Source organism: Pleurocapsa sp. FMAR1, assembly GCF_963665995.1.
Classification (GTDB): Bacteria; Cyanobacteriota; Cyanobacteriia; order Cyanobacteriales; family Xenococcaceae; genus Waterburya.
In genome coordinates this window covers 4883275-4909770 of sequence record NZ_OY762512.1, presented here as the reverse complement: position 1 = coordinate 4909770, position 26496 = coordinate 4883275, and the positions used below count along the sequence as shown (strand labels likewise).

Genomic DNA, 26496 nt, shown 5'->3' with positions numbered 1-26496 from the left:
ATCCTCAGTTCTCAAAACTTCCTACTTCCTACTTCAATTCTCACGTTCACCTGTAAATTAGTCAGTCCTGCTACTTTCTGACTGGATGCTTGGTCTAGCTTGACTTTGACCTCCACAACTCTGGCATCTATATTGCTAGTGGGGTCGGTGTTGACTACGTTTTGTCTTTCAATTTCCAAGCCAATTCTTTCTACTGTTCCCTGTAGTTTTCCGTCTATAGCACTACTAGTAACTGTCACTGGTTGTCCTAGCTTGACCTTGTTAACGTCGCTTTCGTATACTTCGGCTACTGCATACATTTCTTTGGTTTGTCCAATCCTGGCGATACCTTCATCGCTCTTTACTATCTCTCCTGGACGAATCATAGTTTTGATTACCGTTCCTGCTTGGGGTGATTTAATGTAGGCGCGATCTAATTCGGCTTGAGCAGTTTTGACTGCTGCTTGAGCCTGTCTAACTTCTGCCTCTGCTACCGCCATATCTACAGGACGAACTTCAGCGATTTTGTTTAAAGTAGCTTTGGCTTCGGCTAACTGTTGCTGTTGAGAAGATTGAATGCGGTTTAGGTTGGCTTGAGCTTCTGCTACCTGCTCTTTTGCCGTAGCCAATGTCAAATACTTACTATCTCGTTCGGAAGCGGAAATTGCTCCATCTTTATATAGTTGTTCGTAACGTTGGTACTCCACCTGGGCATTATTTAATTCTGCTTTTACCCGCGATACAGTAGCAGTTTGCGCCATAATATTGTTACTTCTTTCTGCCTCGATACGAGCGATCGCAGCTTCTTGTGCCTGAATTTCTCCAGTTTTTGCCCCCGCCTTAACTAAATCTAGATTTGCCTGTGCCACTCTTACCTGTTCTTGGAACTGATTTAAGGCTGCTAAAGAGCGATCGCGACTATCTAATACAGCAATTACCTGACCCTTTTTAATTTCATCTCCTTCGTTGACCAATAATTCATTAATGCGATTTCCTGACGCAGCCGAAGAAACTGAGATTTGAATTATTTCCCCACTAGGTTCTAGTCTGCCTAATGCGGTTACGGTTTTGATTTCTGGCATTGTCTGGACTGGTATTTCCGACTCAGAAGTATTTGCTAGGCTCAAGCGATAAACTGTTACACCACCGACTAGTAAAGCCAAGCCAATAATTAACGCGGGTATTTTTTTTACTAGCGGTTTGCCAGATTTTGTTTTATTGTCTACTGTATATTCCATAGTTGTTAGGGCATTTTTATTATCCAACCGAACTGTTTAGTTTAGCTTTATTTCCCCTATGCCAAACTAAACTAAATAGTTTTGCAACGCTTTTTTATTCCTAAAAAAAATGACTGAAATTAAGCAAAGAATTTCCGAACGGACAAAATCAGAAGCCAAGACGGCAGCTGTATTAAAAGGGGCTATGAAAGAGTTTCTGCAAAATGGCTACGCTGGCACCAGTATGGATAAAGTAGCTAAGTCAGCAGGAGTTTCCAAAGCGACGGTGTATAGTCATTTTGGAGATAAAGAAAATCTATTTAATGTAGTGATACAAGATTTGGTTAAAGATGAATTTCAACAGTTTATGGGTTTGGAGAAACCTCAATCTTTAGAACAAGATCCGAAAATAGTGTTGTCAGCAATGACAACTAAAATGCTTGCCAATTTCCAAAACAATCGCTCTTTCCAAGATTTTATGCGAATCATTGTTGGCGAATCAGGGCGTTTCCCAGAATTAGCTAAGGCTTATGTCAATGGCGTGGCTAAACCTACTATTGAAATCCTGACCAAGTATTTAAAATCTCATCCCGCACTAGAATTAGCAGATCCAGAAGCCACGGTTAGAGTAATGATGGGAACAATGGTTTATTTTGTGATGCTCCAAGAAATGATGCACGGTAAGGATATTGTGCCATTAGAAGGCGATCGCGTAATTAAAACCTTGACCGATCTTATTACTAGAAACCAAGATTAATAAAGTACTATTTCATAGACTTGTGCTATATGCCGATCATTATTTGCCCAGGTATTCATTCTTCTCAGTTAAGCGAGCAGTTTATTCAAGCAACCAAAAGGCTTATGGAGCAACATCAGTGCTTGATTTTACCTACCAATAAATACCTGCCCTACTCTGCCGTAGATGTGTATCGATGGTTAAAGCAACAGTTATCTCCTTTAGAAACTCAACCATTAACTTTTATTGCTTTTAGTGCAGGAGTAGTAGGAGGGTTTGGCGCAGCTTTGGCTTGGCAGTTGCAAGGAGGCAAAGTTAAAAGCTTTGTCGCTGGGGATGGTTGGGGAATGCCTTTAGTTGCTAGTTTTCCTATTTATCGTTTTAGTCACGATTACTTTACTCACTGGAGTTCTGCTATTCTAGGTGGAGGAAATAAAGGCTTTTATGCCGATCCTCAAGTGGAGCATTTAGACTTATGGCGATCGCCTGATAACTGTTATGGATGGCAAATAATTAGTCCAGGTTGCAAAACTTATTGCTCTTTAACAAGATATTTAGAAAGCATTTTAAATTTCCAACCTCCGAACATTTACATTTTTTAATTAGCTATTTCTCGACTTGGAGGACAAACTATAGTCATGTCCCTATAGCAATCGCGATCTTTAGTAAAGAAGTAGGGAGTAGGGAGTAGGGAGTTGTATTAAACTTCTTTAAATACAAAATTACTATCTCTAAAATTAATTGGAATGACTATAACTTAATGTTTATAGATATAAAGGTATAAATTAAGCTGATTTTTGTTACATAGCAGACAATAGATTTTACAATAAAATAATAAGCAAGTTAAATAACGGATAGCAAGCGTGGTATCTACAAGTATTCCTAAAAGCTCACAATCAATTCAAACCTCCCAACGTCAGACAGGCGCATTTGCCCTAATGGACAGTTTGCGTCGTCATGGCGTAAAGCACATATTTGGCTATCCTGGAGGGGCAATACTGCCAATCTATGATGAACTATATCGTGCCGAAGCCAGAGGAGAAGTTCAGCACATTTTAGTACGCCATGAGCAAGCAGCCTCTCATGCAGCAGATGGTTATGCTCGTGCCACAGGTAAAGTAGGAGTTTGCTTGGCAACTTCTGGACCAGGGGCAACCAACCTAGTTACAGGTATTGCTACGGCACATCTCGATTCGATTCCGATGGTGGCAATTACAGGACAAGTATCTCGTGCAGCAATTGGTACTGATGCTTTCCAAGAAATAGACATTTTTGGGATCACCACTCCTATCGTCAAAAATTCTTATGTGGTGCGCCATGCCAAAGATATGGCAAGAATTGTTGCCGAGGCTTTTCACATAGCCAGTACGGGTCGTCCAGGACCAGTTTTAATTGATATACCCAAAGATGTTGGTAACGAAGAGTTTGACTATGTACCTGTGCAGCCAGGCAAAGTAAACCTCAGAGGATATAAACCTACGGTTAGGGGAAATATTCGTCAAATTAATGCTGCCTTGAAGCTAATTGCACAAGCAGAAAAGCCTCTAATGTATGTGGGTGGTGGTGCTGTGGCTGCCGATGCCCATGCTCAAATTAAAGAACTGGCAGAGAAATTTCAAATACCAGTAACTACTACTTTAATGGGACTGGGTTCTTTTAATGAACATAATCCTCTGGCGGTAGGAATGTTGGGAATGCACGGTACAGCTTATGCTAATTTTGCCGTTAGCGAATGCGATCTGCTAATTGCTGTTGGCGCCAGGTTCGACGATCGCGTTACGGGTAAGCTAGACGAGTTTGCCAACCGTGCCAAGGTAATTCACATCGATATCGATCCTGCTGAAGTAGGTAAAAATCGCTTGCCTGAAGTGCCAATTGTCGGCGATGTGCGTAAAGTATTAGAGCAGATCTTAGACAGGGCAAAAGAGGCTGATTATGATTCTGTTACAACTAAGCCTTGGCTGGATAAAATCAATCACTGGCGCGCAGAATATCCTCTACCTGTCCCCCATCCAGAAGAGGGTTTGTCTCCTCAAGAAGTAATTGTCGAATTGAACAAGCAAGCTCCTCTAGCCTTTTATACCACTGATGTTGGTCAACATCAAATGTGGGCTGCTCAATTTCTTAAAAACGGTCCCCGTCGCTGGATTTCTAGTGCAGGTTTAGGCACAATGGGCTATGGTTTAGCGGCTGCCATGGGCGCGAAAGTAGCTGTACCCCATGAAGAAACAATCTGTATTAGTGGTGATGCTAGTTTCCAAATGAATCCTCAAGAATTAGGAACGCTAGCGCAATTTGATATTAACGTTAAAACCGTAATTATCAATAACGGCTGGCAGGGAATGGTGCGTCAATGGCAGCAAAACTTTTTTGGAGAAAGATATTCTTCCTCTAATATGGAAATAGGTGCGCCAGACTTTAAAATTCTGGCTCAAGCTTATGGTATCAAAGGGATGATTGTGCGCGATCGCTCTAAATTAGCAGATGCAGTTGCCGAGATGCTGGCACACAATGGCCCAGTACTAATGGATGTACGAGTAACTAAGGATGAGAACTGCTACCCGATGATCGCTCCTGGTAAAAGTAACGCTCAAATGTTGGGTTTACCTCAGAAGGAAATTAAAGCTACTGAACACAAAAACTGTAGCAACTGTGGCGTAACTAATCCTGCTGCCAATAATTTTTGCCCTGAATGCGGCAGCCAACTTTAAAAAAATATGGCGATCGCGAAAATGTCAGAGACTACTCTGCCACGTCCCGCATGAAGCTGTTCCTAAACGGAACAGCACGGGGACTAGCGGGTGTGGAACAGCGAGACAGTGTGGTCTTGGGGGTTTCCCCCATGAACAACTGTCTCAAGACAGGCTTCTAAACGAAGCCGTTTCCACCCGCTCTAAACGGACGGAGTAGTCTCTGAGCGTTGATCGACTGTAGGGGCTAATTGCGATTCGCCCCTACACAAATCTGATGTTATAACCTAAAAACTTATTGCTAAGTAGGTAGGCGTAAATAACTGTAAAACCAGAAAAACTAAAATTGGGATGTATCAACTATCCTAACTGTACGGGCGAATGCCCCTAACTGATTACTCATACTAAATCCGATTGACAAAGGTAGTTATCAACTTCCTGACTTCTGACTGTATCTCCGCCGTCGGCAATAAAAGTCAAGCGCAAGCCCTTGACCACCTTTTTTGGTCACTTGCTAATTCATTATCTTGGTTATGAAGATTCTCTTCCTTCAACACGTAAAGAAAAGACATTAGTAGAGATAATGGTGATAAGCCTAACGGCATGGCAACTTTACGCAATACCGATTATTACCAGTCCATATATAGCCCTCTCCTAAGAAACAAAATCAGTCACAGAGGGTGAGATGGACTGAAGGGTTGAACAAGATGAGAAAAGCTGATGAACTAGCTCAGTAGTCAGCGTAAAACGGATATTTGAAAGAATGCTTAAGCAGTGATGTAATGCCAGACTCTTTTTTAGCTGCTTATATTAATATGAAATCCAAAAGAACGTTAGAAATAAAGGAGAGGAAAAAATAAATTGAGAACAGTCGTGAGTGGTGTAATCAAAATAGAAATTTTAGAAATAGTTGATGAATTAAGACAACTGCTCTAATCAACTGAGACTAAAGAGGTTAAAGAAAGAGTACAGACATTATACTGGCTGAAAAGTAGTCAAGTAGAAACAACAAAAGCGATCGCTATAGTTACTTTTGGCTACATTTTGGGTAAAAAACAGGTGTGTAACTTACGCCTTTCAAGTGAAAGTTGCACACCTGCTTTTAAAAGAGCAAGCGATGCGGATGGCGAGACTCGAACTCGCAAGGCGTTAGCCACACGCCCCTCAAGCGTGCGTGTCTACCAATTCCACCACATCCGCATAATAAGCAATAACTAATCTACCATATATTCAACTAAATTGTTTTTCAAGTTACCGAGAAAGTCGAGATTCTAATATTTTTTTGAATTTCTGACGCTGTTGGGGAGTAAGTATTTCTCTGGTGGCTAACATACTTTCAAAACGTAATGCTCCTATTTCCTGACGCAAAATTACTAGCTCTTGGTTTTTAGTTCTAATTAATTCAACTGATTCTGTGCCAATCATCATGTCGGATAATTGTTGCTGTAACACTGCAAGATTGTTTTTTTTCTTGAGTATTTGCTGCTTATATCGATAATGTATCTGTTTGATTTTTTGTCTTTGTTCATCAGTCAAATTTAATTGCTGTATAAGACTTTGGGGCTGTTGTTTGGCTTTAGTCACATCATTATTGACAATGATACTTTTCGCTGTAGAAGAATGTTGATTATTAGGTGAAAAAGATAATGGCGAAACGGCTAATCCAAAACGACTATTGGCTATAAAAATTGATATGGCAGCCAAAAATAATAAGCATTGCCACTGAATTATTGGCATATCAAAAATCAGTAATAAAATCAAAAAATAAATTAGGTTGTGATGCTAAAACTATTATCTATTATTGAGCCGAGACTGATAAAGCTGGCTGAGGTTCAATAATATCTGGCAATAACCAATATGCCTCAGTTTCTTCAGCAACGGCATAATCAGCAGAATTAAGAGTGTCTTGCCAATTTTTAACCATAAAGTTCTCTAAATCTTTTGGTTCAATAGCAATACGAGCAGTTTTTAGACCAAAACTGACAGAGGTGAATAAAAAGCCTGTAGCAATAGCACTAGGAATAGTCCAGGTAGCTTTTAGATGTCGTTTTCGTTCTTTGACTCGCGGCTCAAGAGAATCAATGATTCTTTGTTCTAAATCAGAATGTGCGTTTGAAGGAGTTGACTTATTGTGCCGTAAAAAACTGACGAGATTATTTCGGTTATCGTTATGAAACTTATTCATGATGAGTAATCTTAAATTAAAAAGATATTCCTTGTTGATCTAAAAAGTTTTTTAATGAATTTCTGGCATGAAATAGACGAGATTTTACCGTTCCTACTGGTATATCTAGAATTTCAGCTACTTGTTTTTGAGGTAGGTCTTCTAAGTCATGGAGAACCAAGACTGTACGATGTTCGTAGCTTAGGCTATCTAAACCTCTTTGTACTAGATCTTGATAGTGCAGGTGCATTAAATCTGGCGTATCCTGAAGGCTAGAAAGATCTTTACCATAGTTTAGCTGTTCCTTTTCCCAAGATTTCTCATGGGAATCTATTTTTTCGCGACCTTTGGCTAATTTTCGTCTTTGATCCGTTGCCACGTTCCAGCTAATGCGATACAGCCAGGTAGAAAAATGTTTTGCTGTTTTTAACTTGGGTAATCCTTTCCAGGCTTTTAAAAAAACTTCTTGTACCAAATCATCTAATAGAGGAGTTCCACAAAGCTGATAAAGAGTTGAGCGCACTCGCTGCTGGTAGCGTTGGTAAAGCAGTCGAAAACTCTGGCGATCGCCTTTTTGACACAGCCATATCAATTCTTGTTCTGTCTGCACTCGGTTCTCTGATTTTGCATCTGCTGTACTTGCTTCTTCACCGTCGTTACTCAGAGCAAATATTATTCTCTGACTAGCAAATATTTCGCTCATTTTCCAGAAATAGTTTTCAGTACTTTTTTTTAGACTGAATATAGCTAATGTTGGTTCAATTTAAAATCAATTCTTTAATTATAAGCTATGCAAAATCAAAACTATAGCTGCTCCCAAAAATATTAGTCCTATGTTACACAAGCATTTTCGCGTTTTTTTATGATTAATCAACAACAATAATTGTGATTTATGTTTCTCAAATACGGGCTTATATTTAGCTACTATCGGTCGAGAATATGCCAAAATTTTGGATTTGTATGGACGTATTTGCGATCGATTGCCTAATTGCCGCCAGTAATTTTTAATTCCAGAGTGTCTGCCCAACTCTCTCCTATTTTGGTGAGAATTGAGCAGTATTTGCTGTTGAGTCAAAGATGGTTTTGAAACTCGGAGCAAAGCATTTTGGCTCACAGAGGTTACGTTTATAGGGCTATAACCGCGATCGCTTAATGGCTGAGAATGATCGAATTGATTTGAAGCAGATTTACTTTGGGTAGTTTTATTGGCAGAAACCACCGATTCGGCTAAATTAGCTTCAGCTATTTTAGCTTTTTCTTCTATGTTAGCAACTTGAATTTTATTTATTTGTTCTGATTTTGCATAATCAGATGTTTGGGAAGAGGAGTTTTCTTGATTTACCTCAACTGAATTCAGGATATTAGTTTGAGAAAACTTTTGTTCTAGCACTACCGAATCACTAGAATCTGTATTCTCAAGTTTTGTGGAAGTATTTTGCAAGCTATTCTTATTTTCTAACTTTATTTGATTAGTTTTTTTAGTGTCTAAAGATTTATGATCATTTATATTGTAATTACTAACGCTCTGTGATCTAGAAGAACTGTGTTTAGCAAGAGGAGGCTTTATCTTACTAGAATAAAGCACCTTTGCAAGTAGTCTAGACTCTATTTGAAAGTATCCATTATCAACAGCCAAAATAGCCTGTTTCAAATCCTTCATCAGACTGTTTTTTAATATGTATGCATTTGCTCCAGCTACCAATGCTTGAACTAAATATTTTTTTTCTTCGTGACTACTAAGAATAATAACTTTTGTTTGGGGAAAGAAATGAGTAATATATTTTGTGACAGAAATACCATTCATGCCTGGCATTTCAATATCAAGCAATACAATATCAGGACGCAAGAGATTGATTTGCTTAATTGCACTTTGACCATCTTTGACTGTTCCAATCACTTTTAATTCTCGATCTTGATCCAACAGCGATTTTATTCCCTGTTGGACTAGGTTTTGATCATCTACCAATAAAATACGGATCATTGTATATTCAAATTAAGCTTTTATAATAGTAGTATTATTCCCTAAAGAATTTTTTCAAATCATTCTTGAGGAATATTGTCGATATGTTTGAACACTTAAAAATTAGTTTATTACAAAGATGCTTTTGTGAGTTAAATATTACAAAATAAAATAAATTTTGAGTTATTTTGTTACTCTGTTTTTACGAAGTAAAAAGCGTAAGAAGTCTTCTTCTCAATGAGATTGAAGGATAGTTTTTTTCTAATAAGATAGTAAAATTTTAGAGCAGAAGTATATAATCTAAGCACGTAGACAGAAACAACTATTGTAAATAGCTGTGCAAAATTAAATCCCCCATAGAAACAATTAGCTGAATATTGCCCAAAGTAAATGTATAAAATCATACTTTCCAATTAAGATAAACATATTTTTAGTCAGCAATACTTAATGTTCACTTACATTCCAGTCAAGTACGTAACTGTCGATCGCAAACGCAGATTAAGTTTTAACGGACAGGCTTATCCTTCTGTTAGCACAATTTTAGCTGCCACTAAACCCGAAAAAGACCGTCTGGCTTTACAAAGATGGCGTAAGCGAGTTGGAGTTAAACAAGCACAAAAAATTAGTACCGATGCTTGCCGTCGAGGTACTTCTATTCATACAGCAATCAATTATTTTTTGGCTGGTCAAGATTTACCTGATGATGTGCCAAACAATCCTTACTGGCATTCTATTGAACCAGTTTTAGAATCGGTTGGCGAGGTTCATTTAATTGAATCGGCAGTATATCATACAGAATACAAGTATGCAGGACGTTTTGACTGTTTGGGGTCATGGGAGAGAGAACTTTGTGTTTTTGATTGGAAAACAGCCTCTAAACCCAAAAAAAATGAATGGGTCGCTGATTATTGTCTACAATTAACTGCTTATACCGCAGCAATTAACCATCTTTACAAGGTGCAAATAGATCGAGCAATTATTGCGATCGCCCTACAAGATCAGCCCGCGCAAATCTTTCGCCTCAATGCCGAAGCTCTCAGCGAATACTGGCAGCAGTTTCTAATCAGACTGAGACTGTGGGAGCAACAGCAAGCTTAATCGATTTAGGTTGAATCCATCACCGAAATTTAGATTTAAATAATTATCTTGAATACAATAGAACTAGCCCCACATAAATAATTAAATCGCAATGGACTTTTTTACCAACATTCTCAACGCTATTGGTTCAGGTGCTACAGCCTACATTTTGGCGAACAGATTACGAGATCCGCAAACTCGTCCTAACACCCTAGCAGGTTTTCAACTAGCCGAATCTGGAGCAGTACCTTTTTTGAGTAATCTAGCAGCAAGAGCCTCTACAGAAGGAGATACCTGGCTAGCCGAGAAGCTAACGATCCATGCTGCCGATGAAAAACGCCATGGTCAAATCTTTGCTCATGGACTCAAGCAGCTAGGAAAACAGGTAATGACTTTTGAGGAAAGAAAACAGCAGAGCAAAAAAACAGAAAAGCCTAGTCCTTTCTTTGGTAAGTATTATCGTGATTATGATCCAGCATCACTCAAAGCTGACAAAATAGATTGGCAGGTGTTTATGGCTAGCACTTATATCCTAGAGCTAGATGCCAGTAAAGATTTTGCACGGATGGCAAGAGCCTTACCCGAACACGAACCTAAAAGCCGTAATCTACAGCAGAGTATCCTCAGCGTCGCCGAAGACGAAACCAGACACGCAGCCTACCTCTATGAAGCAATGCAGCGGAGATTATCGAATACACAGGTAGATGCTTTAGTTGCCGAATGGCGCAAACGCAAAATTGATGCCATGTTTGCCATGGTTGGCAATATGTTTACGGCTGGCGATAATTCTCGTTCTTTGGTCAAAGACGACGCACCTACGGAAATCGAACAGCCCGCAGCAGCATCTATTTCCATTCCTCTGACTTCTAATAATTAAATGAGGTTAGAGCAAGCTTAATTTAGGTGATTAATTAAATCTAATTTTTATTTGGCGATCGCATCGACAAATAACCAGGCTTTTGTTAAGTTCGCGAACTTCGTGATTCGGATCACAGTGTTAAGCCAGGTAAGCAGCTTAGACTATAGGCTATAAATAACGCTGACCAACCAATATAAAAGGTCAGCATATAGCAATCGAACCCAGATAAAGTAAAACTTGTCTGGGTTCAGTATTATTCAGTCTTTTTCAGTTTGATAATTGCCTGACGAAAACCCAAAACCACTAAAATATTGGAAAGAGTTAAAAACAATTCTGCGCTGCCATGAAGCCAATCGACATTAGCTAATTCTTTTCCGTAATGGGCTTGAGCATAGATGCCCGCAGGAATTGTAACTATCACAAAAATTAATAGAACATAAAAGCCAATTAAAGCCAAGCGTGGTGTTTTTCCTGAGCGAGTCATAAACCACAAAAAACCAAGATAGGGAAACAAAGAGATGGCAAATAAACTTTCTTTATTCATGATTTACCGTTGATTGAGAATTAGGAGTATTAATTCTGTTCTGACGAGAAGCTTTCCAAATTCCCCAAGCAGCAATACAGACTGTAGTATTTCCTACTACAGTCATTGATGCCTGCAAGATAACCAGCCAGTCAAGAGATTGAGTATTATCAAAAAAGTGCCAGGTACAGGCACACATAGCACTAACTAAGGCAGGCAACATAGCAAATGATAAATTATACCAAGAGCGATCGCCTGTAACCTCTCCATACTGCCAAATGTAGTAAATAGCAGCAGCCCATTCAAGGACGCTAGAGACATGAACTATCCAGGTTGGAATTGATAATGCGTGCATTACTGATGTACGGGCGAACGGCCGTTCGCCCCTAACTGATTACTAATTTAATAGCACTATCTAGATAGCTTGTTTTCTACCCATTTAATAACTTTCTCACCTAAGCTGACATTATTAAGGCGATCTATTTCTCTGATTCCTGTTGGACTAGTAACGTTAACTTCCGTTAAATATCCACCAATTACATCAATGCCTACAAAATAAAGCTCATCAGCTTTTAATTGGGGCGCAACCAGCGCGCAAATTTCTTGTTCTCTATCGGTAATATCTATCTTTGCTGCTTTGCCCCCTACTGCCATATTGCCTCTAAAATCATTACCACTAGGAACACGATTAACTGCGCCAATGGGTTCACCATCTAGCATAATGATTCTTTTATCACCTTCTTTAGCAGCAGATAAATATTCTTGAACCATTACGGGTTCGCGCCCTCGGTAAGTGCTAACTTCAATTATAGAATTAAAATTGCGATCGCCCGCTTCTAAAAATAAGATTCCCTCTCCTCCTTTACCACCCAAAGGTTTTAAGACAGCAGATTTTTTCTCATCTATAAATTTGGCAATTACTAACTTATCTTGGCTGACGATAGTTTCAGGGATTACAGAGGTAAATTGTAGGGCATATACTTTTTCGTTAGCAGTTCTTAATCCTTGAGGAGAATTAACTACTAAAGTTTTACGGCGATCAATTAGATCTAATATGTACGTCGTATACAAATAAGGAACAGTAACAGGAGGATCGGTGCGCATAAATACAGCGTCCATTTCCTCCAGACAAGTTAAAATTTTGCCCTGAATCTGATACCAATCTGTTTCTGCCTGCCAATGTTCATCAACCAACTTTACCGGTTTAAGATTGACGGCTTGTAAGTATCCCCAAGCCTTTCCCTCAATAATGCTCAGTTGATTGGCGACCGTAATCCAAACTTGATGACCTAATAACTGCGCTGCTTCCATCATGGCAACACTACTATCGTGTCCAGGATCTAGTTTGGCTATAGGATCAATGATAAATGCCAGTTTCACGCTGTTACCTTTAAGTTAATTTCTCTGCACTCCTAATTTAATAAGGTACAGTTTCAGAATACATCTCTACAATAGAGGGTCTAATTCTCCATTGCCTTCTAAAGCATAAAGATTATCGCATCCGCCAATATGGCGATCGTTAATAAATATTTGCGGTAAGCTAGATTTGCCATTAGCTCTTGCTCTCATCTTATCCCTGGCATCTTCATCTCCATCAATACAATATTCACTATATTCAACTCCTTTTTCGTCCAATAGACCTTTGGCACGAATACAAAACGGACAACGACTCCAGGTATATATTTCTACTTTTACTGCCATAGTTATAGTAAATATTAAGTATTATTACGCCTTCCCCATCTTAAACTGATTTGTTAACTGAGTGAAACTTTTTCGGTAGATATCTTAGCTAATGATAATTTCTACTTATAATTCAGTAAGATTTTGGTAGGTATTTTTAGTCTATAAATTTAATATTTATAGTTATCTTTCCATTTTGTTGTCCTCAATAAGCTGCTTTAATTCAACAAGTTTTAATGATTTTATTCAGTATTTTGAGTGCTTGTAGGTCTATCTGTTAGTTTTCACTATATATTTGGGAACTCTTAAAAATAAGACTAAGGAAGTTCTCGTATTTCAGAATCAATCAACCCTTGGTTGCTCAATTTGCCAAAGTACAGTAGTCATAACAAGCTACTAGCCTGAAAACACAACTTCTTGGATAAATTAACTTATATCGAACTTACATAAAATGGAATCAGCTAAAGTTGTTAATAAAATTCTGCTAGCTTCCCTTGCTTTTGGTGTAACCTTTGGTGTTGGAATGTTAGTAGTAGAGAATGGAAAACTTAAAAATGCCCTGATGGGTAGTGGTGCAGTAGGATCTATGGCTTGCGTAGCGATCGCTTTGACAGCTAACGGTAAAAAAAATTCTCAAGAAATTCAAAATGATAACGTATCAAATATTCAGCTATCCGAACTTAATAGTCAAAAATCTCAACTAGAGCAATCTTTAAACGAATCTACTGCAAAAATGGAAGCGGTAGAAATTGAAATTAACTCTCTACAAACCGAACATAATCAGCTATTAAGTATAATTTCCAATTTAAATAATCAAAAGGAACAACTAGAAGCAGAATCAAATAATTGGAATGAGAAAATTTATTCGAAAAAACAGGAATTAGAGGCAACAAGTAGTCAGCTTATAGCAAGTCAAAGACAGAAAGAAGAGTTAGATAAAAATATAGCTGACTTAGAAAGTCATAAGCAAAATATAGAATTAGAAAAAGGTAGCCTGCAAGCAGAAGCAGAAAAACCTTCATCTATGCGACAACTGGATAATCTAATATCCCCCATTGAAGAAACTCCTACCAATGTAGAAATTGAACAAGAACCAGAAGCACTATTTGATTCTGATGAATTTCTCGAAGAGGAAGATGAATCAGGAGAAAATCTGCAAACAGAGATGAATCCATTTGCTAACTTTTCTGAGGAATCGACAACAAGCATAACTGAAAATAATTCAGAGCTAGAATTAGCAGATCAACTACTTGGCTCATTTGATGAATCTGAGCTTCAATCATCTGATGACGTATCATCAACAATAGAAAATGTAATTGAAGAGTCTAATTTTGAATTAGAAGAAGAAACTTCCAATTCAGATGTGTATGAAAATTTTTATCAATCAGATAAAGAGGAATCTTTGGCTGAAGTTGAATCTGACGACTTGAGCGGAGAATTTGAAGACGACAACTCCACGCAAAAACTAAGCTTTGATGAATCTCCCGAAGCCGAATCTGATGAATTGATGATGGGATTTGAGTCTGAAAATCAATCAGAGTCCGAGGCATTTAGCCTAAAGTCAGAGTCAGAGGAAATGAACTTTGACGAATCTCCCGAAGCTGAATCTGATGAATTGATAATGGGACTTGAAGATGATGACAACTCTTCAGAAGTATTTAGTCTAGAGTCAGAGTCAGAGGAAATGAGCTTTGATGAATCTCCCGAAGCTGAATCTGATGAATTGATAATGGGACTTGAAGATGATGACAACTCTTCAGAAGTATTTAGTCTAGAGTCAGAGTCCGAAGAAATGAGCTTTGATGAATCTCCCCAAGCCGAAGCCGATGAATTGATAATGGGACTTGAAGATGATGACAACTCTTCAGAAGTATTTAGTCTAGAGTTAGAGTCCGAAGAAATGAGCTTTGATCAATCTCCCCAAGCCGAGTCTGATGAATTAATGATGGGACTTGAAGATGAAAATCAATCAGAGGAAATGAGCTTTGATGAGTCTCCCCAAGCCGAGTCTGATGAATTGATAATGGGACTTGAAGATGATGACAACTCTTCAGAAGTATTTAGTCTAGAGTCTGAGTCAGAGGAAATGAGCTTTGATGAATCTCCCCAAGCTGAATCTGATGAATTGATGATGGGATTTGAAGATGATGACAACTCTTCAGAGGAAATGAGCTTTGATGAATCTCTCGAAGCCGAGTCTAATGAATTGATGATGGGATTTGAGTCTGAAAATCAATCAGAGTCCGAAGAATTAAGCTTAAATGAATCTCTCGAAGCCGAGTCTAATGAATTGATGATGGAATTTGAAGATGATGACAACTCTTCAGAAGTATTTAGCCTAGAGTCAGAGTCCGAAGAATTAAGCTTTGATGAGTCTGCTGAAGCTGAATCTGATGAATTAATGATGGAATTTGAAGATGATGACAATTCTTCAGAGGAAATGAGCTTTGATGAATCTTTCGAAGCCGAGTCTAATGAATTGATGATGGGATTTGATGATGATGACAACTCTTCAGAAAAATTAAATGATTTAAGTTCTTTAGAGTCAGTTGAAGAACAAATTGATATGTTGACTCAAATGTCTGATGAATCATTAGGAGAATTAAACGATTTATTAGATTCTGTCAAAGTGGACGATACTGAAGAAAAAAATCAAAAATTACATGAAATATATCGAGAAGATTAAACCTAATTTCTAATCATGCTTTTGTTCATCAAACATTCTGCACAAAGACTCAGAAAAACCTGGGTCTTTTTTTATCGCTCTGTAATTCAAACATGAAGAATTGATAAACTAAATATTACACAAAGCAATTAACGAGCATAGTAGAGACAAATATGGGAAGCGAACAAATTACTTTACTCTCTAGTCGAGAAATTGAAAAGATGCGTCGAGCAGGAGCTTTAGCCGCAGAACTACTAGATTTCTTGGCATCAATGGTTAAACCTGGAGTAAGTACCCTAGAAATCAATGATGCTGCCGAGAAATGGACACAGAAAAGAGGCGCAATTAGCGCACCTTTGGGATATGGTCCTACAGATAATCCTTTTACTGCTTCAGTTTGCACCAGCGTTAATGAAGTGATTTGTCATGGCATTCCTAACGCTAAACAAATCTTAAAAAATGGCGACATTATTAATATTGATGTAACCCCGATTTTAGATGGCTATCATGGCGACACTTCTAGAACTTTTTTTGTTGGTACTCCTTCGGATACAGCTAAAAAACTTGTTGAAGTCACAGAGGAATGTTTAAAAAGAGGAATTGCGGCAGTCAAACCAGGTGCGAGAATTTATGATATCGGCATAGCAATTCAACAGTATGCTGAGTCGCAAGGTTTTTCTGTAGTCAGAGATTTTGTAGGGCATGGGGTTAGCCATATTTTTCATACCGCACCTCAAATTCCCCACTATCATGATCCAAGACAGAAACGGAAATTTAAACCAGGAATGGTATTTACTATTGAACCAATGATTAACGAAGGGACTTGGGAAGCTGTGATGCTCGATGATGGTTGGACAGCAGTTACCAAAGATGGTAAGCTTTCTGCTCAATTTGAACATACTATTGCAGTTACCAAAGATGGGGTAGACATTTTAACTTTACCGAATTAATATTCTGAGCGACGAATATTAAAACAGCACCAGTCTTTTCTTTTCCACAGTGCTGCAACAGTCCACCCCTGCTGTTCTACAACATCAGCGACCCGATCGGCTTGAGTTAATAAAATTCCACTTAAAATTGCCCAGCTTTTTTCATGGGTGATGTTGTTAAAATGAATAACCAAATCGACTATGGTATCAGCCAAAATATTACAAATAATGCCATCAAATTTTTTATCTACTTTAATTAATTGTTCAATGCTGCCATCATGGACAATCAGATTATCTCGATTAACATGGTTTAATTGACAATTACTTCGGCAAGTTTTGGTAGCTAATTCATCAGTATCAACTGCATAAACTTGCTTTGCACCAAGCAGAATTGAACCTATAGACAAAATTCCCGATCCACAACCTATATCCGCTATGATTTTGCTTTCAGCCTTTTCATACAGTCGCATTTCTAGAGATTCAAGACACAATTGTGTAGTAGGATGAGTTCCTGTTCCAAAAGCTGCGCCAGGATCGAGACGCAAAATCAATCTATCAGATTTCTCTGGAGGAGTTTCCCAAGCTGGATAAATCAAAAAGCGATCGCCAATTTCCATAGGTTGCCAGTGTTGCTTCCAGCTACTTGCCCAGTCTTCTTCATTTATTAAATGCCATTGAGCTTCTGGAACTGACACTTCTAATAATTTGGCATCTTGCTCTAGCCAAGAAGATAAGGCTGCCAAATCTAGTAACTGAGTTTTTATTTCAGGAATATACGTTTTAATCAAAATCTGTTGATCTGTAATTAGTTCCGACTCTGAGTTCTTTTCGTTGTCTAAAATTTTGACTTCGGTAGCTGTTCCAGAACAACCAAACTTTTCAAGTCTCCAAAAGACTGATTCTTCCAGTATTGGCTCGCATTTTATGACGATCTCCCACCAGCGATTAGACATGAATTTTCTTAGATTATAAATTTTATAGGGATTATCTAACGTTGAACCTGAATGGTATTTTTTAACCAACGACTATAGGTCGTTTTCGCTATTTAAGTTTGATCTTGCTCAAGACAGCAGAGTAATCTATGGCTATCAAGGCTTATAATGTGATTAGGCATTTTTTAACTTAGTTATTTTAGTGATCTCAGAGCGAAATAAGCAAAATACAGTTTTTTCCTCACCACTGTATGCCAAGATTTCAGCTTTACCCACTTTTTATCGTTCTGTTGATAGTTTTCCCAATATTGTTAAACAATTCATCAATACTAAAGAATTTAAGTCGGCAAGTTGTTTAAATCTTATTCGTCTAACAACAAAATTGGTGAAATTTACTATTAACTTAAAAATAGTAGATTTCACCAATAAACATTACCTAGGCATCATCTTGACGTGATGATTAATTATGCAGATAACTTCACAGTATAAGCATCTCTAATTCCATCTACCTTGGTAATTTCTTGCAAAATGCCTTCAGGTAGGGGATCATCCAAGCTCAGAACCATTACTGCTTCACCTCTGACAATCTTACGACCAACCTGCATACTGGCAATATTAACGTTATAACTACCTAATAAAGAGCCAATTTTGCCGATAATTCCTGGCATATCTCTATGAAGAGTAAACAACATATGATCGTTGGGTGGAACATTAATGGGAAACTCATCTAAGCTAGTAATTCGTATTTCTCCTTCGCTCAATAATGCTCCTGTAACTGAATGCTTGCCATTGGCTCCTTGGGCTTCTATATGCAGTGAACCTCCAGAATAGTCGCGGGTTGAGCTATCTTTGGTTTCAATAACTCTAATGCCTCTTTCAGTCGCCTCTATGGCTGCATTGACATAATTAACCCTCTCTCTCAAAGCCTCAGATAGCAATCCTTTTAAAGCAGCAACAATTAGTGGTTGACTATCGTTGTTAGCCAATTCTCCCTGTAAACGTATATTCAACTCATTAATTCGTCCTCCAGCTAACTGACCAGCCATCGTGCCTAAAGTTTCTGCTAATCTTAGGTATGGTCGTAGTTTTTCCATTACATCTGGGTTTAAACCAGGAATGTTGACTGCTGAACGAGCAGGAAGACCCAATAAGACATCTCTTATCTGCTCTGCGACATCGATCGCCACATTTACCTGAGCTTCGGCTGTAGAAGCTCCTAAATGAGGAGTCAGAACTAGATTTGAACCAACGACCGTTAATGGTGATTCTTCTAAAGGCTCATTGGCATAAACATCTAAAGCAGCACCACCGATTTTTCCTGCTTGAAGTGCTTCTGCTAAGGCAGCTTCATCAATGATGCCACCACGAGCGCAGTTAATAATACGCGCATTGGGCTTCATTTTAGCTAGTGCTTCAGCATTAATCAAATTGGCAGTTTCTGGAGTTTTGGGAATGTGCAGAGTAATATAATCTGCTTCTTTAAACAGTAAATCTAAATCTACTAAGCTACAGCCGATCCTCTCGGCTCTTTCTGCCGAAACAAATGGATCGTAAGCCAATAATTTCATGTCCATTGCCCGTGCCACCTTAGCAACGTGCGCGCCAATTTTCCCTAAACCAACTACACCAAGAGTTTTCTTGTAAACTTCATTACCAACGAATTTCTTACGCTCCCACTTACCGCTTTTGACGGATTGGTTGGCATCAGGAATTTGGCGAGATAAAGCTAGCATCATTGCTAAAGCGTGTTCGGCAGCAGCAATAGTATTACCCTCTGGAGAGTTGACCACGACAATACCTTGACGCGTAGCAGCTTTGACATCAATGTTGTCTACTCCTACTCCTGCGCGTCCAATAATTTTGAGGTTCGTACCAGCCTCAATAACCTCTGCTGTAACTTTAGTACCCGATCGCAACATTAAAGCATCATATTCGGGAATTATTTTGATTAGTTCTTCTAAAGGTAACTTGGTTTTTACGTCTACTTCGGCGACTTGAGAGATAATATCGATACCAGCTTGATCGATAGGATCGGAGACGAGAACTTTTGCCATAGTCATGAATTGTAGTCTAATTCCCTTGCGTCTTGTTTTTTCACCTGTAAACTCAATTCTTTGTGCTAGAGAGTAGCAAAACATTCGCCACTCTCACCAATATTTTCCAACCTCTTGCTTTAGGTTTTGGTTATTGCTTGAGTCTGTGCAGTAGATCATTGTAAAGGTAAAAGTAGCTTGGAGCTTCTTTTTGTTAAGAAGATTTTGGATTTGCTGTTGCTTTATTATATTGATTAATCTCAAAAAAACTTAAGCTTTTTTGAGATTAAAAATGGTTAATAGCTATACTGCTTGCGGCAAGAGCTTTGCTAAGGCTTCAATTTTTTGGCGTAGACCCACTAATATTTTTTTGAGCCATAAGGGTGTTGACGATTTTGGCTCTGATTCTAATGTATCGGGTAATTTAGTTTCTGGAATTTTGATGGCAATCTGCTGTTCAGTTATTTCTACGGATTCGGGTTGAGGTATTTCAATTTTTGCTAATGGCTCTGCTCGATCTGAGTTAATTTTAGTAATCTCAATCACTTCTGTTGTTTCAGATTTTGTTGCTTCTGCTTTTTTTCTTTCGTCTGTATTGACCTTCTCTATTTTTAGTTCAAGGTCTTTGTCGCCAGAAGAATAGTTAATATTATCCGTTTGTTTTTCTTGGGTAATTACTTGATTATCAATGTTAGTTGTTGGCTCAATAGTTGTTTTTACCTCGTCACTATTTCCAGGCATTAATTTTGAATATTCACTGTTTGGATTATGAGCAATCGTGCTGATTGAATCAGATTGATTACTTAACTGTTCTTCGTTTTTTATTGCTGGTTTAAGTTTAATAATGTTTGCTGATTCGTTAGAATCATCTTCTAATTTAATTGATTCTTCGACTGGTATTTGTATAACCTCTGGTATTTTTACAGGTTTAATACGATCCTTCTGCTCTACTATGAATAGGGCTTCAGCTAAAGATATTTGATTAGTTACTAACAAGTCTAAAGTATTTTGTTGCTGGGGATCGTAATTAATTACCCTCACAGTATTATTAAAACTATTTTCAATGTCATTACCAGCTTCATCAATTAATTCTAGCTGAATCCAATTTTCACCTAATTTTAGTCCTGTCAAATAAACAGGCTGCCAATTTTTGAGCATAAAGCTTTCTCCATTTACCGTTGCTTTAATGCGCCAATTTTTAAGATTAGGATCACTTTGTGCCACGGCGTGTAAAGGGGCATTAGTTAGATAATAATCAAGTAAAAAGGGTTCTGCACCATAAGTTCCTGTGGGGGTGCTATAGGTCAGCAAAGGCAAATTAGAATCGGTACGGTTGTTGTTGGTTTCTGTTATTACACTAAAGGTAACTTGAGCATAAGCACCATCGTTTTTGAAACTTTCTCCCCAGGGACGAGAGGCAAATACTCTTAAAGTATGAGTTCCTGGGCTTAAATCCTTGAGAAGAATAGGTTTTCCTAGATCATATATTGATTGAGATGGCTGATTATCTAAAATCAAATCTAAATGATTTCCTAGTTTTAATTTTTCGTCTTGAAAGATTGGTAAATCCTTTATCTGTAGCTGAACATCAATGTCTGTTTGCTTAAACACCTTTTCGGCTTGAGGAGCAATAATCCTTACTTGAGGAGTAAATTTTTCTAAGTCTTGGTTTAACTCCTTGATGATTTTAGGCGTGGCTGTTTCAGCTAGATTACTGCTAGTAGCATCTACAAATATGGTGTTGCTCAAGCGATCGCTAAAAGAATTGTCTACATTTACTTGTCCACAACCTATTAAACAACCTAAACAGGCTAGCAATAAACAAAGTCTAATAGTATTCATCGATACCTTATCTATAATTTATTCATAAAAAGTTTGAGAAATTTTTTAACTGACCCATGCCAGCCTTTCCCCCTATTACTAAGTTACATCAGGATAGTAGCGATTTTGAGTCAGGGGGTTATATTGTCTTTTGTAAAGATATTTTTTTTTTTGTATACTTTTGCCTGAAAATGTCTGAGGTGCAAACCTAGTCAGTTCAATAGTCGCGTCCATTTAAAATTTTGTTAAGCTTTACACCGGTTGCTGAATTCTAAGTCTTATGATCAGATACAGTAATGCCTGTAGCTCGAAACCTAAAACTATTAGGAGAAAGCAAGCTAAGGTTATATAAAAAGCAGTGATTTTCGCTCTTTTTACATAATAAAAAACTTGTTCTTCGGAGCAAGAAAATCTAAATCTAAAATCTATTGCTCTGAGAGGAGAATCCTCATGACAATCAGCCCTCAAAAAGAAGAGGCGAAAGTCAAGGTAACAGTTGATGTAGATCCAGTTCCTACTTCTTTCGAGAAGTGGGGTAAGCCAGGTCACTTTGACCGAACTTTAGCCAGAGGTCCTAAGACTACAACCTGGATCTGGAATCTTCATGCTGATGCTCACGATTTTGACAGTCATACCAGTGACTTAGAAGATATTTCGCGAAAAATATTTAGCGCACACTTTGGTCACCTCGCGGTGGTTTTTGTCTGGTTGAGCGGAATGTATTTCCACGGAGCCCGCTTTTCTAACTACGAAGCATGGCTTCTCGATCCAACCGCTATTAAGCCTAGTGCGCAGGTAGTCTGGCCAATTGTTGGTCAGGATATTCTGAACGCCGACGTTGGCGGTGGATTCCACGGAATTCAGATCACGTCTGGTTTCTTTTATCTTTGGAGAGCTTCTGGCTTTACCAACACAACTCAGCTATATGCTACTGCCATGGGCGGTTTAGTCATGGCTGGCTTGATGATCTTTGCTGGTTGGTTTCATTACCATAAAAGAGCTCCTAAGCTGGAATGGTTCCAAAACGTGGAATCAATGATGAATCACCACTTGGCTGGTTTATTAGGCTTGGGCTGTTTGAGCTGGGCTGGACACCAGATCCATGTATCACTGCCAATCAACAAACTATTAGATGCGGGAGTTGCTCCAGCAGATATTCCTCTGCCACACGAATTCATCTTAAATAGAGCTTTGATGACGGAATTATACCCAAGTTTTGCCGAAGGGTTGCGACCTTTCTTTACCCTTAACTGGGGCGTATATTCTGACTTCTTAACCTTTAAAGGTGGTTTGAACCCCGTAACTGGTGGTTTATGGTTATCTGATACGGCACACCACCATTTGGCACTTGCTGTCCTGTTTATTATTGCTGGTCATATGTACCGTACCAACTTTGGTATTGGTCACAGCATGAAAGAAATTTTAGACGGACATAAAGGCGATCCCTTATTGTTTGGTGGAGAAGGTCATAGAGGTCTATATGAAATCTTGACTACTTCTTGGCACGCTCAGTTGGCAGTTAACTTAGCTATGCTAGGTTCTGTGACAATCATTGTCGCCCAGCATATGTACGCGATGCCTCCATATCCCTATATGGCGATCGACTATGCTACTCAAATATCGCTGTTTACTCACCATATGTGGATTGGTGCCTTCTTCATTGTTGGTGCGGGAGCGCACGCCGCTATTTATATGGTGCGTGACTACGACCCAGCCAAGAATGTAAATAACGTAGTTGACCGCGTACTTCGCGTTCGCGATGCAATTATTTCTCACCTTAATTGGGTTTGTATTTTCCTTGGCTTCCATAGCTTTGGTTTATATATTCATAATGACACCATGAGAGCTTTGGGTCGTCCCCAAGATATGTTCTCAGATACGGCGATTCAGCTACAGCCAATTTTTGCCCAGTGGATACAGAATATTCATACTCTTGCTCCTGGGAACACTGCTCCTACAGCTCTTGAGCCAGTTAGCTATGCTTTTGGCGGTGGTGTAGTTGCAGTTGGTGGCAAAGTAGCAATGATGCCTATTGCTTTGGGTACTGCTGACTTTATGGTTCACCACATCCACGCATTTACTATCCATGTAACTGCTTTGATTCTGTTAAAAGGCGTTCTCTACGCTCGTAGTTCTCGCTTGGTTCCAGATAAAGGCAACCTTGGTTTCCGCTTCCCTTGTGACGGACCTGGTCGTGGTGGTACTTGTCAAGTATCAGCTTGGGATCATGTATTCCTAGGCTTGTTCTGGATGTATAACTCCATCTCTGTAGTGATTTTCCACTTTAGTTGGAAGATGCAGTCGGATGTATGGGGAACGGTAGCACCAGATGGTACAGTCTCTCATATTACGGCGGGTAACTTTGCTCAAAGTGCAATTTGTATTAACGGCTGGTTACGTGATTTCTTGTGGGCGCAGGCTTCTCAAGTTATCAATAGCTATGGTTCGGCTTTATCTGCTTATGGACTTATGTTCTTAGCAGGTCACTTTGTCTTTGCTTTTAGTCTCATGTTCCTCTTTAGTGGACGTGGCTACTGGCAAGAGTTGATTGAGTCTATTGTTTGGGCTCACAACAAGCTAAAAGTGTCCCCAGCTATTCAACCCCGCGCTTTGAGTATTATTCAAGGTCGTGCTGTGGGTGTAACTCACTATCTTTTAGGAGGAATTGTTACTACTTGGGCATTCTTCTTAGCAAGGACGCTCTCGTTGTAAACGAGTCTTGTGTTGATTGTGCCAATCAGACAGGATAGCTAAAGCTTTCAGTTGAGGTTGTCTTGAATGATTGGTCAGTCTAACTATAACTTTGAACTATTGGTTCAAAATTATAAATAGTAAAGAGAACTTAACGGTGAAAAATTTAAGTTTAATAACTTGTATTAACAACCGTGTTTTAACAAAATTACTGCCTGATAATATTTAATATTGAAGGTGGTAACCAAAAGCCAAAAATGAGTGGCAAAAAATAGCAATATTAAACTCATTTTTCACCCTACAGGAGAATTCTACCCATAACCTATGGCAACTAAATTCCCGAAATTTAGCCAGGATCTCGCCCAAGATCCGACTACTCGTCGGCTCTGGTACGGAATTGCAACTGCTCATGACTTTGAGCTTCATGATGGTATGACCGAGGAAAATCTTTACCAGAAGATTTTTGCCTCCCATTTTGGTCATATCGCCATCATCTTTCTGTGGACTTCCGGTACTCTGTTCCATGTGGCTTGGCAAGGTAACTTTGAACAGTGGATAAAAGATCCTTTAAACACTAGCCCGATCGCCCATGCGATTTGGGATCCTCACTTTGGTAAAGGCGCAATTGATGCTTTTACTCAAGGTGGTGCTTCTAATCCAGTAAACATTGCCTATTCTGGTGTATACCACTGGTTTTATACCATTGGGATGACTACCAACCAAGAGTTATATCAAGGATCGATTTTCTTATTGATTCTTTCTTCTGTCTTCTTGTTTGCTGGTTGGTTGCATTTACAGCCCAAGTTCCGTCCTAGCCTAGCTTGGTTTAAAAATGCTGAGTCTCGCCTTAACCATCACCTAGCTGGTTTGTTTGGGGTAAGTTCTTTGGCATGGACTGGACACCTAGTTCACGTTGCTATCCCCGAATCTCGCGGACAGCACGTAGGTTGGGATAACTTCCTTTCGACTCCTCCTCATCCGGATGGTTTAGGACCTTTCTTTAGTCTTAACTGGGGCGTGTATGCTCAGAATCCTGATAGTGCTAATCATATATTTGGTACTTCTGAGGGAGCAGGAACAGCTATCTTAACTTTCTTAGGTGGTTTCCATCCTCAAACTGAGTCTCTCTGGTTGACAGATATTGCTCATCACCATTTGGCGATCGCAGTAATCTTCATCATTGCTGGACATATGTACCGTACTAACTTCGGTATTGGTCATAGTATCAAAGAGATTTTAGAAACTCACAAGCCACCTCAAGGCGGTTTAGGTGAAGGACACAAGGGAATATACGATACCTTGAATAACTCTCTCCACTTCCAGTTGGCTTTAGCCCTGGCTAGTTTGGGAACGGTTACTTCTTTGGTAGCTCAACATATGTATTCCCTACCCTCTTACGCATTTATTGCCAGAGACTACACCACTCAAGCAGCTTTATATACTCACCACCAATATATTGCTGGTTTCTTGTTGGTTGGTGCGTTTGCTCATGGTGCAATCTTCCTCGTCAGAGATTATGACCCTGAAGCAAACAAAAATAACGTGCTGTCAAGAGTCTTGGATCACAAAGAAGCGATTATTTCCCACTTAAGCTGGGTATCTCTCTTCCTTGGTTTCCATACCTTGAGTTTGTATGTACACAATGATGTGGTAGTAGCTTTTGGTACGCCTGAAAAGCAAATCTTGATCGAACCTGTATTCGCTCAGTTTGTTCAAGCTGCTTCTGGTAAAGCTCTCTATGGTTTTGATACCTTACTGTCTAACCCCGATAGTATTGCTCAAACTGGTGCAGCTTGGCTGCCTGGTTGGTTGGATGCTATCAACAGTGGCACCAACTCTTTGTTCTTAACAATTGGACCTGGAGATTTCTTGGTTCACCATGCGATCGCGCTGGGTCTACACACAACTACTTTGATCTTGGTCAAAGGTGCTTTAGATGCTCGCGGTTCAAAACTAATGCCAGACAAAAAAGACTTCGGTTTTGCTTTCCCTTGTGATGGCCCTGGACGTGGCGGTACTTGTGATATCTCTGCTTGGGATTCCTTCTACTTAGCCGTATTCTGGATGCTCAATACCTTGGGTTGGGTAACCTTCTACTGGCATTGGAAACATCTTGGTATCTGGCAGGGTAACGTTGCTCAGTTCAACGAAAACTCTACCTACCTTATGGGTTGGTTCCGTGATTATTTATGGGGCTATTCAGCTTCTTTGATTAATGGTTATAACCCTTACGGTGTAAACAATCTTTCTGTTTGGGCTTGGATGTTCCTCTTTGGACACCTAGTTTGGGCAACTGGTTTTATGTTCCTCATCTCTTGGCGTGGTTATTGGCAAGAGTTGATCGAAACAATTGTTTGGGCGCACGAGCGTACTCCTCTAGCTAACTTAGTTCGCTGGAAAGACAAGCCCGTTGCTATGTCTATCGTTCAAGGTCGTGTAATTGGTTTAGCTCACTTTACGGTGGGTTATATTCTGACCTATGCGGCATTCCTGATCGCTTCTACAAGTAGTAGGGTAGGTTAGCGATATTCGCAATTTAC

The 26496-nt window shown here is 39.1% G+C and carries 22 protein-coding genes and 1 tRNA gene; 10 read left to right on the top strand and 13 right to left on the bottom strand.

Annotated elements, in window-relative coordinates:
* Nucleotides 1-11: 11 nt before the first annotated feature.
* Complete coding sequence (locus SLP02_RS23825) at nt 12-1217, bottom strand: ABC exporter membrane fusion protein (RefSeq protein WP_319423209.1); 1206 nt, start codon at nt 1215-1217, stop codon at nt 12-14.
* 109 nt (nt 1218-1326) lie between these two features.
* Here SLP02_RS23825 and SLP02_RS23820 point away from each other — a divergent pair, with 109 nt between their 5' ends.
* The 4 genes from SLP02_RS23820 (at nt 1327) to SLP02_RS23805 (ending at nt 4804) form a co-directional block, all read left to right on the top strand.
* Complete coding sequence (locus SLP02_RS23820; RefSeq protein WP_319423208.1) at nt 1327-1953, top strand: TetR/AcrR family transcriptional regulator; 627 nt, start codon at nt 1327-1329, stop codon at nt 1951-1953.
* Between the two features lie 29 nt (nt 1954-1982).
* Nucleotides 1983-2534 (top strand): hypothetical protein, encoded by a 552-nt coding sequence (locus SLP02_RS23815; RefSeq protein ID WP_319423207.1) that lies wholly within the window; start codon nt 1983-1985, stop codon nt 2532-2534.
* A 261-nt stretch (nt 2535-2795) separates the two neighbouring features.
* Nucleotides 2796-4643 (top strand): biosynthetic-type acetolactate synthase large subunit, encoded by a 1848-nt coding sequence (ilvB, locus tag SLP02_RS23810; RefSeq protein ID WP_319423206.1) that lies wholly within the window; start codon nt 2796-2798, stop codon nt 4641-4643.
* The gene (locus SLP02_RS23805) at nt 4625-4804 is read left to right on the top strand and encodes a hypothetical protein (RefSeq protein WP_319423205.1); all 180 of its coding nucleotides are present in this window, start codon (nt 4625-4627) and stop codon (nt 4802-4804) included. The genes ilvB and SLP02_RS23805 overlap by 19 nt, the downstream gene beginning before the upstream one ends.
* 936 nt (nt 4805-5740) lie before the next feature.
* Here SLP02_RS23805 and SLP02_RS23800 read toward each other — a convergent pair.
* The 5 genes from SLP02_RS23800 to SLP02_RS23780 all read right to left on the bottom strand — a co-directional run bounded on the left by SLP02_RS23800 (nt 5741) and on the right by SLP02_RS23780 (nt 8767).
* A tRNA-Leu gene (locus SLP02_RS23800) sits at nt 5741-5822 on the bottom strand.
* A 51-nt stretch (nt 5823-5873) separates the two neighbouring features.
* Nucleotides 5874-6359 (bottom strand): Spy/CpxP family protein refolding chaperone, encoded by a 486-nt coding sequence (locus SLP02_RS23795; RefSeq protein WP_319423204.1) that lies wholly within the window; start codon nt 6357-6359, stop codon nt 5874-5876.
* 61 nt (nt 6360-6420) lie between these two features.
* Nucleotides 6421-6807, bottom strand: coding sequence for a hypothetical protein (locus SLP02_RS23790; RefSeq protein WP_319423203.1), 387 nt, complete (start codon nt 6805-6807; stop codon nt 6421-6423).
* A gap of 16 nt (nt 6808-6823) precedes the next feature.
* Nucleotides 6824-7489 (bottom strand): sigma-70 family RNA polymerase sigma factor, encoded by a 666-nt coding sequence (locus SLP02_RS23785; RefSeq protein WP_319423202.1) that lies wholly within the window; start codon nt 7487-7489, stop codon nt 6824-6826.
* A 78-nt stretch (nt 7490-7567) separates the two neighbouring features.
* Nucleotides 7568-8767 (bottom strand): response regulator, encoded by a 1200-nt coding sequence (locus tag SLP02_RS23780; RefSeq protein WP_319423201.1) that lies wholly within the window; start codon nt 8765-8767, stop codon nt 7568-7570.
* Nucleotides 8768-9193: 426 nt separating this feature from the next.
* Between SLP02_RS23780 and SLP02_RS23775 the strand changes: the two genes are divergently transcribed.
* A complete protein-coding gene (locus SLP02_RS23775; protein ID WP_319423200.1) occupies nt 9194-9844 on the top strand; it encodes a PD-(D/E)XK nuclease family protein in 651 nt (216 codons plus the stop codon).
* A gap of 91 nt (nt 9845-9935) precedes the next feature.
* A complete protein-coding gene (locus tag SLP02_RS23770; protein ID WP_319423199.1) occupies nt 9936-10700 on the top strand; it encodes a ferritin-like domain-containing protein in 765 nt (254 codons plus the stop codon).
* Nucleotides 10701-10935: 235 nt separating this feature from the next.
* Here the strand turns inward: SLP02_RS23770 and SLP02_RS23765 are convergent, their stop codons facing one another.
* From SLP02_RS23765 to grxC, 4 genes are all read right to left on the bottom strand, one after another.
* Nucleotides 10936-11226, bottom strand: a complete 291-nt coding sequence (locus tag SLP02_RS23765) for a DUF3593 domain-containing protein (protein ID WP_319423198.1) — start codon at nt 11224-11226, stop codon at nt 10936-10938.
* The gene (locus SLP02_RS23760) at nt 11219-11560 is read right to left on the bottom strand and encodes a DUF2499 domain-containing protein (RefSeq protein ID WP_319423197.1); all 342 of its coding nucleotides are present in this window, start codon (nt 11558-11560) and stop codon (nt 11219-11221) included. The genes SLP02_RS23765 and SLP02_RS23760 overlap by 8 nt, the downstream gene beginning before the upstream one ends.
* 56 nt (nt 11561-11616) lie before the next feature.
* A complete protein-coding gene (gshB, locus tag SLP02_RS23755; protein ID WP_319423196.1) occupies nt 11617-12585 on the bottom strand; it encodes a glutathione synthase in 969 nt (322 codons plus the stop codon).
* Nucleotides 12586-12651: 66 nt separating this feature from the next.
* Nucleotides 12652-12906, bottom strand: a complete 255-nt coding sequence (gene grxC / locus SLP02_RS23750) for a glutaredoxin 3 (protein WP_319423195.1) — start codon at nt 12904-12906, stop codon at nt 12652-12654.
* Between the two features lie 430 nt (nt 12907-13336).
* Between grxC and SLP02_RS23745 the strand changes: the two genes are divergently transcribed.
* Both SLP02_RS23745 and map read left to right on the top strand, forming a co-directional pair.
* Nucleotides 13337-15571 (top strand): hypothetical protein, encoded by a 2235-nt coding sequence (locus SLP02_RS23745; RefSeq protein ID WP_319423194.1) that lies wholly within the window; start codon nt 13337-13339, stop codon nt 15569-15571.
* Between the two features lie 152 nt (nt 15572-15723).
* Entirely contained in the window at nt 15724-16500 is a 777-nt protein-coding gene (gene map, locus SLP02_RS23740; protein ID WP_319423193.1) for a type I methionyl aminopeptidase, read from the top strand.
* Here map and prmA read toward each other — a convergent pair.
* The 3 genes from prmA to SLP02_RS23725 all read right to left on the bottom strand — a co-directional run bounded on the left by prmA (nt 16497) and on the right by SLP02_RS23725 (nt 21286).
* Nucleotides 16497-17432, bottom strand: coding sequence for a 50S ribosomal protein L11 methyltransferase (prmA, locus tag SLP02_RS23735; protein ID WP_319423192.1), 936 nt, complete (start codon nt 17430-17432; stop codon nt 16497-16499). The genes map and prmA overlap by 4 nt on opposite strands.
* A 443-nt stretch (nt 17433-17875) precedes the next feature.
* Nucleotides 17876-19465: a phosphoglycerate dehydrogenase gene (gene serA / locus SLP02_RS23730; protein WP_319423722.1), complete on the bottom strand. Its 1590-nt coding sequence runs from the start codon at nt 19463-19465 to the stop codon at nt 17876-17878.
* A 282-nt stretch (nt 19466-19747) separates the two neighbouring features.
* Entirely contained in the window at nt 19748-21286 is a 1539-nt protein-coding gene (locus SLP02_RS23725; protein WP_319423191.1) for a hypothetical protein, read from the bottom strand.
* Nucleotides 21287-21715: 429 nt separating this feature from the next.
* Here SLP02_RS23725 and psaA point away from each other — a divergent pair, with 429 nt between their 5' ends.
* On the top strand, nt 21716-23977 hold the full coding sequence (gene psaA / locus SLP02_RS23720; RefSeq protein WP_319423190.1) for a photosystem I core protein PsaA: 2262 nt from the start codon (nt 21716-21718) through the stop codon (nt 23975-23977).
* A gap of 303 nt (nt 23978-24280) precedes the next feature.
* Nucleotides 24281-26479: a photosystem I core protein PsaB gene (psaB, locus tag SLP02_RS23715; RefSeq protein WP_319423189.1), complete on the top strand. Its 2199-nt coding sequence runs from the start codon at nt 24281-24283 to the stop codon at nt 26477-26479.
* The last annotated feature ends 17 nt before the right edge of the window (nt 26480-26496 follow it).

Bases quoted from the DNA above. Each gene is read 5' to 3' on its own strand.
- SLP02_RS23745 (WP_319423194.1), top strand. From the start codon at position 13,337: ATGGAATCAGCTAAAGTTGTTAATAAAATTCTGCTAGCTTCCCTTGCT.
- psaB (WP_319423189.1), top strand. From the start codon at position 24,281: ATGGCAACTAAATTCCCGAAATTTAGCCAGGATCTCGCCCAAGATCCG.
- SLP02_RS23760 (WP_319423197.1), bottom strand. From the start codon at position 11,560: ATGCACGCATTATCAATTCCAACCTGGATAGTTCATGTCTCTAGCGTC.
- SLP02_RS23815 (WP_319423207.1), top strand. From the start codon at position 1,983: ATGCCGATCATTATTTGCCCAGGTATTCATTCTTCTCAGTTAAGCGAG.
- SLP02_RS23790 (WP_319423203.1), bottom strand. From the start codon at position 6,807: ATGAATAAGTTTCATAACGATAACCGAAATAATCTCGTCAGTTTTTTA.
- SLP02_RS23795 (WP_319423204.1), bottom strand. From the start codon at position 6,359: ATGCCAATAATTCAGTGGCAATGCTTATTATTTTTGGCTGCCATATCA.
- map (WP_319423193.1), top strand. From the start codon at position 15,724: ATGGGAAGCGAACAAATTACTTTACTCTCTAGTCGAGAAATTGAAAAG.
- grxC (WP_319423195.1), bottom strand. From the start codon at position 12,906: ATGGCAGTAAAAGTAGAAATATATACCTGGAGTCGTTGTCCGTTTTGT.
- SLP02_RS23775 (WP_319423200.1), top strand. From the start codon at position 9,194: ATGTTCACTTACATTCCAGTCAAGTACGTAACTGTCGATCGCAAACGC.
- prmA (WP_319423192.1), bottom strand. From the start codon at position 17,432: ATGTCTAATCGCTGGTGGGAGATCGTCATAAAATGCGAGCCAATACTG.
- SLP02_RS23725 (WP_319423191.1), bottom strand. From the start codon at position 21,286: ATGAATACTATTAGACTTTGTTTATTGCTAGCCTGTTTAGGTTGTTTA.
- SLP02_RS23780 (WP_319423201.1), bottom strand. From the start codon at position 8,767: ATGATCCGTATTTTATTGGTAGATGATCAAAACCTAGTCCAACAGGGA.
- SLP02_RS23820 (WP_319423208.1), top strand. From the start codon at position 1,327: ATGACTGAAATTAAGCAAAGAATTTCCGAACGGACAAAATCAGAAGCC.
- SLP02_RS23805 (WP_319423205.1), top strand. From the start codon at position 4,625: ATGCGGCAGCCAACTTTAAAAAAATATGGCGATCGCGAAAATGTCAGA.
- serA (WP_319423722.1), bottom strand. From the start codon at position 19,465: ATGGCAAAAGTTCTCGTCTCCGATCCTATCGATCAAGCTGGTATCGAT.
- SLP02_RS23765 (WP_319423198.1), bottom strand. From the start codon at position 11,226: ATGAATAAAGAAAGTTTATTTGCCATCTCTTTGTTTCCCTATCTTGGT.
- psaA (WP_319423190.1), top strand. From the start codon at position 21,716: ATGACAATCAGCCCTCAAAAAGAAGAGGCGAAAGTCAAGGTAACAGTT.
- SLP02_RS23825 (WP_319423209.1), bottom strand. From the start codon at position 1,217: ATGGAATATACAGTAGACAATAAAACAAAATCTGGCAAACCGCTAGTA.
- SLP02_RS23785 (WP_319423202.1), bottom strand. From the start codon at position 7,489: ATGAGCGAAATATTTGCTAGTCAGAGAATAATATTTGCTCTGAGTAAC.
- SLP02_RS23770 (WP_319423199.1), top strand. From the start codon at position 9,936: ATGGACTTTTTTACCAACATTCTCAACGCTATTGGTTCAGGTGCTACA.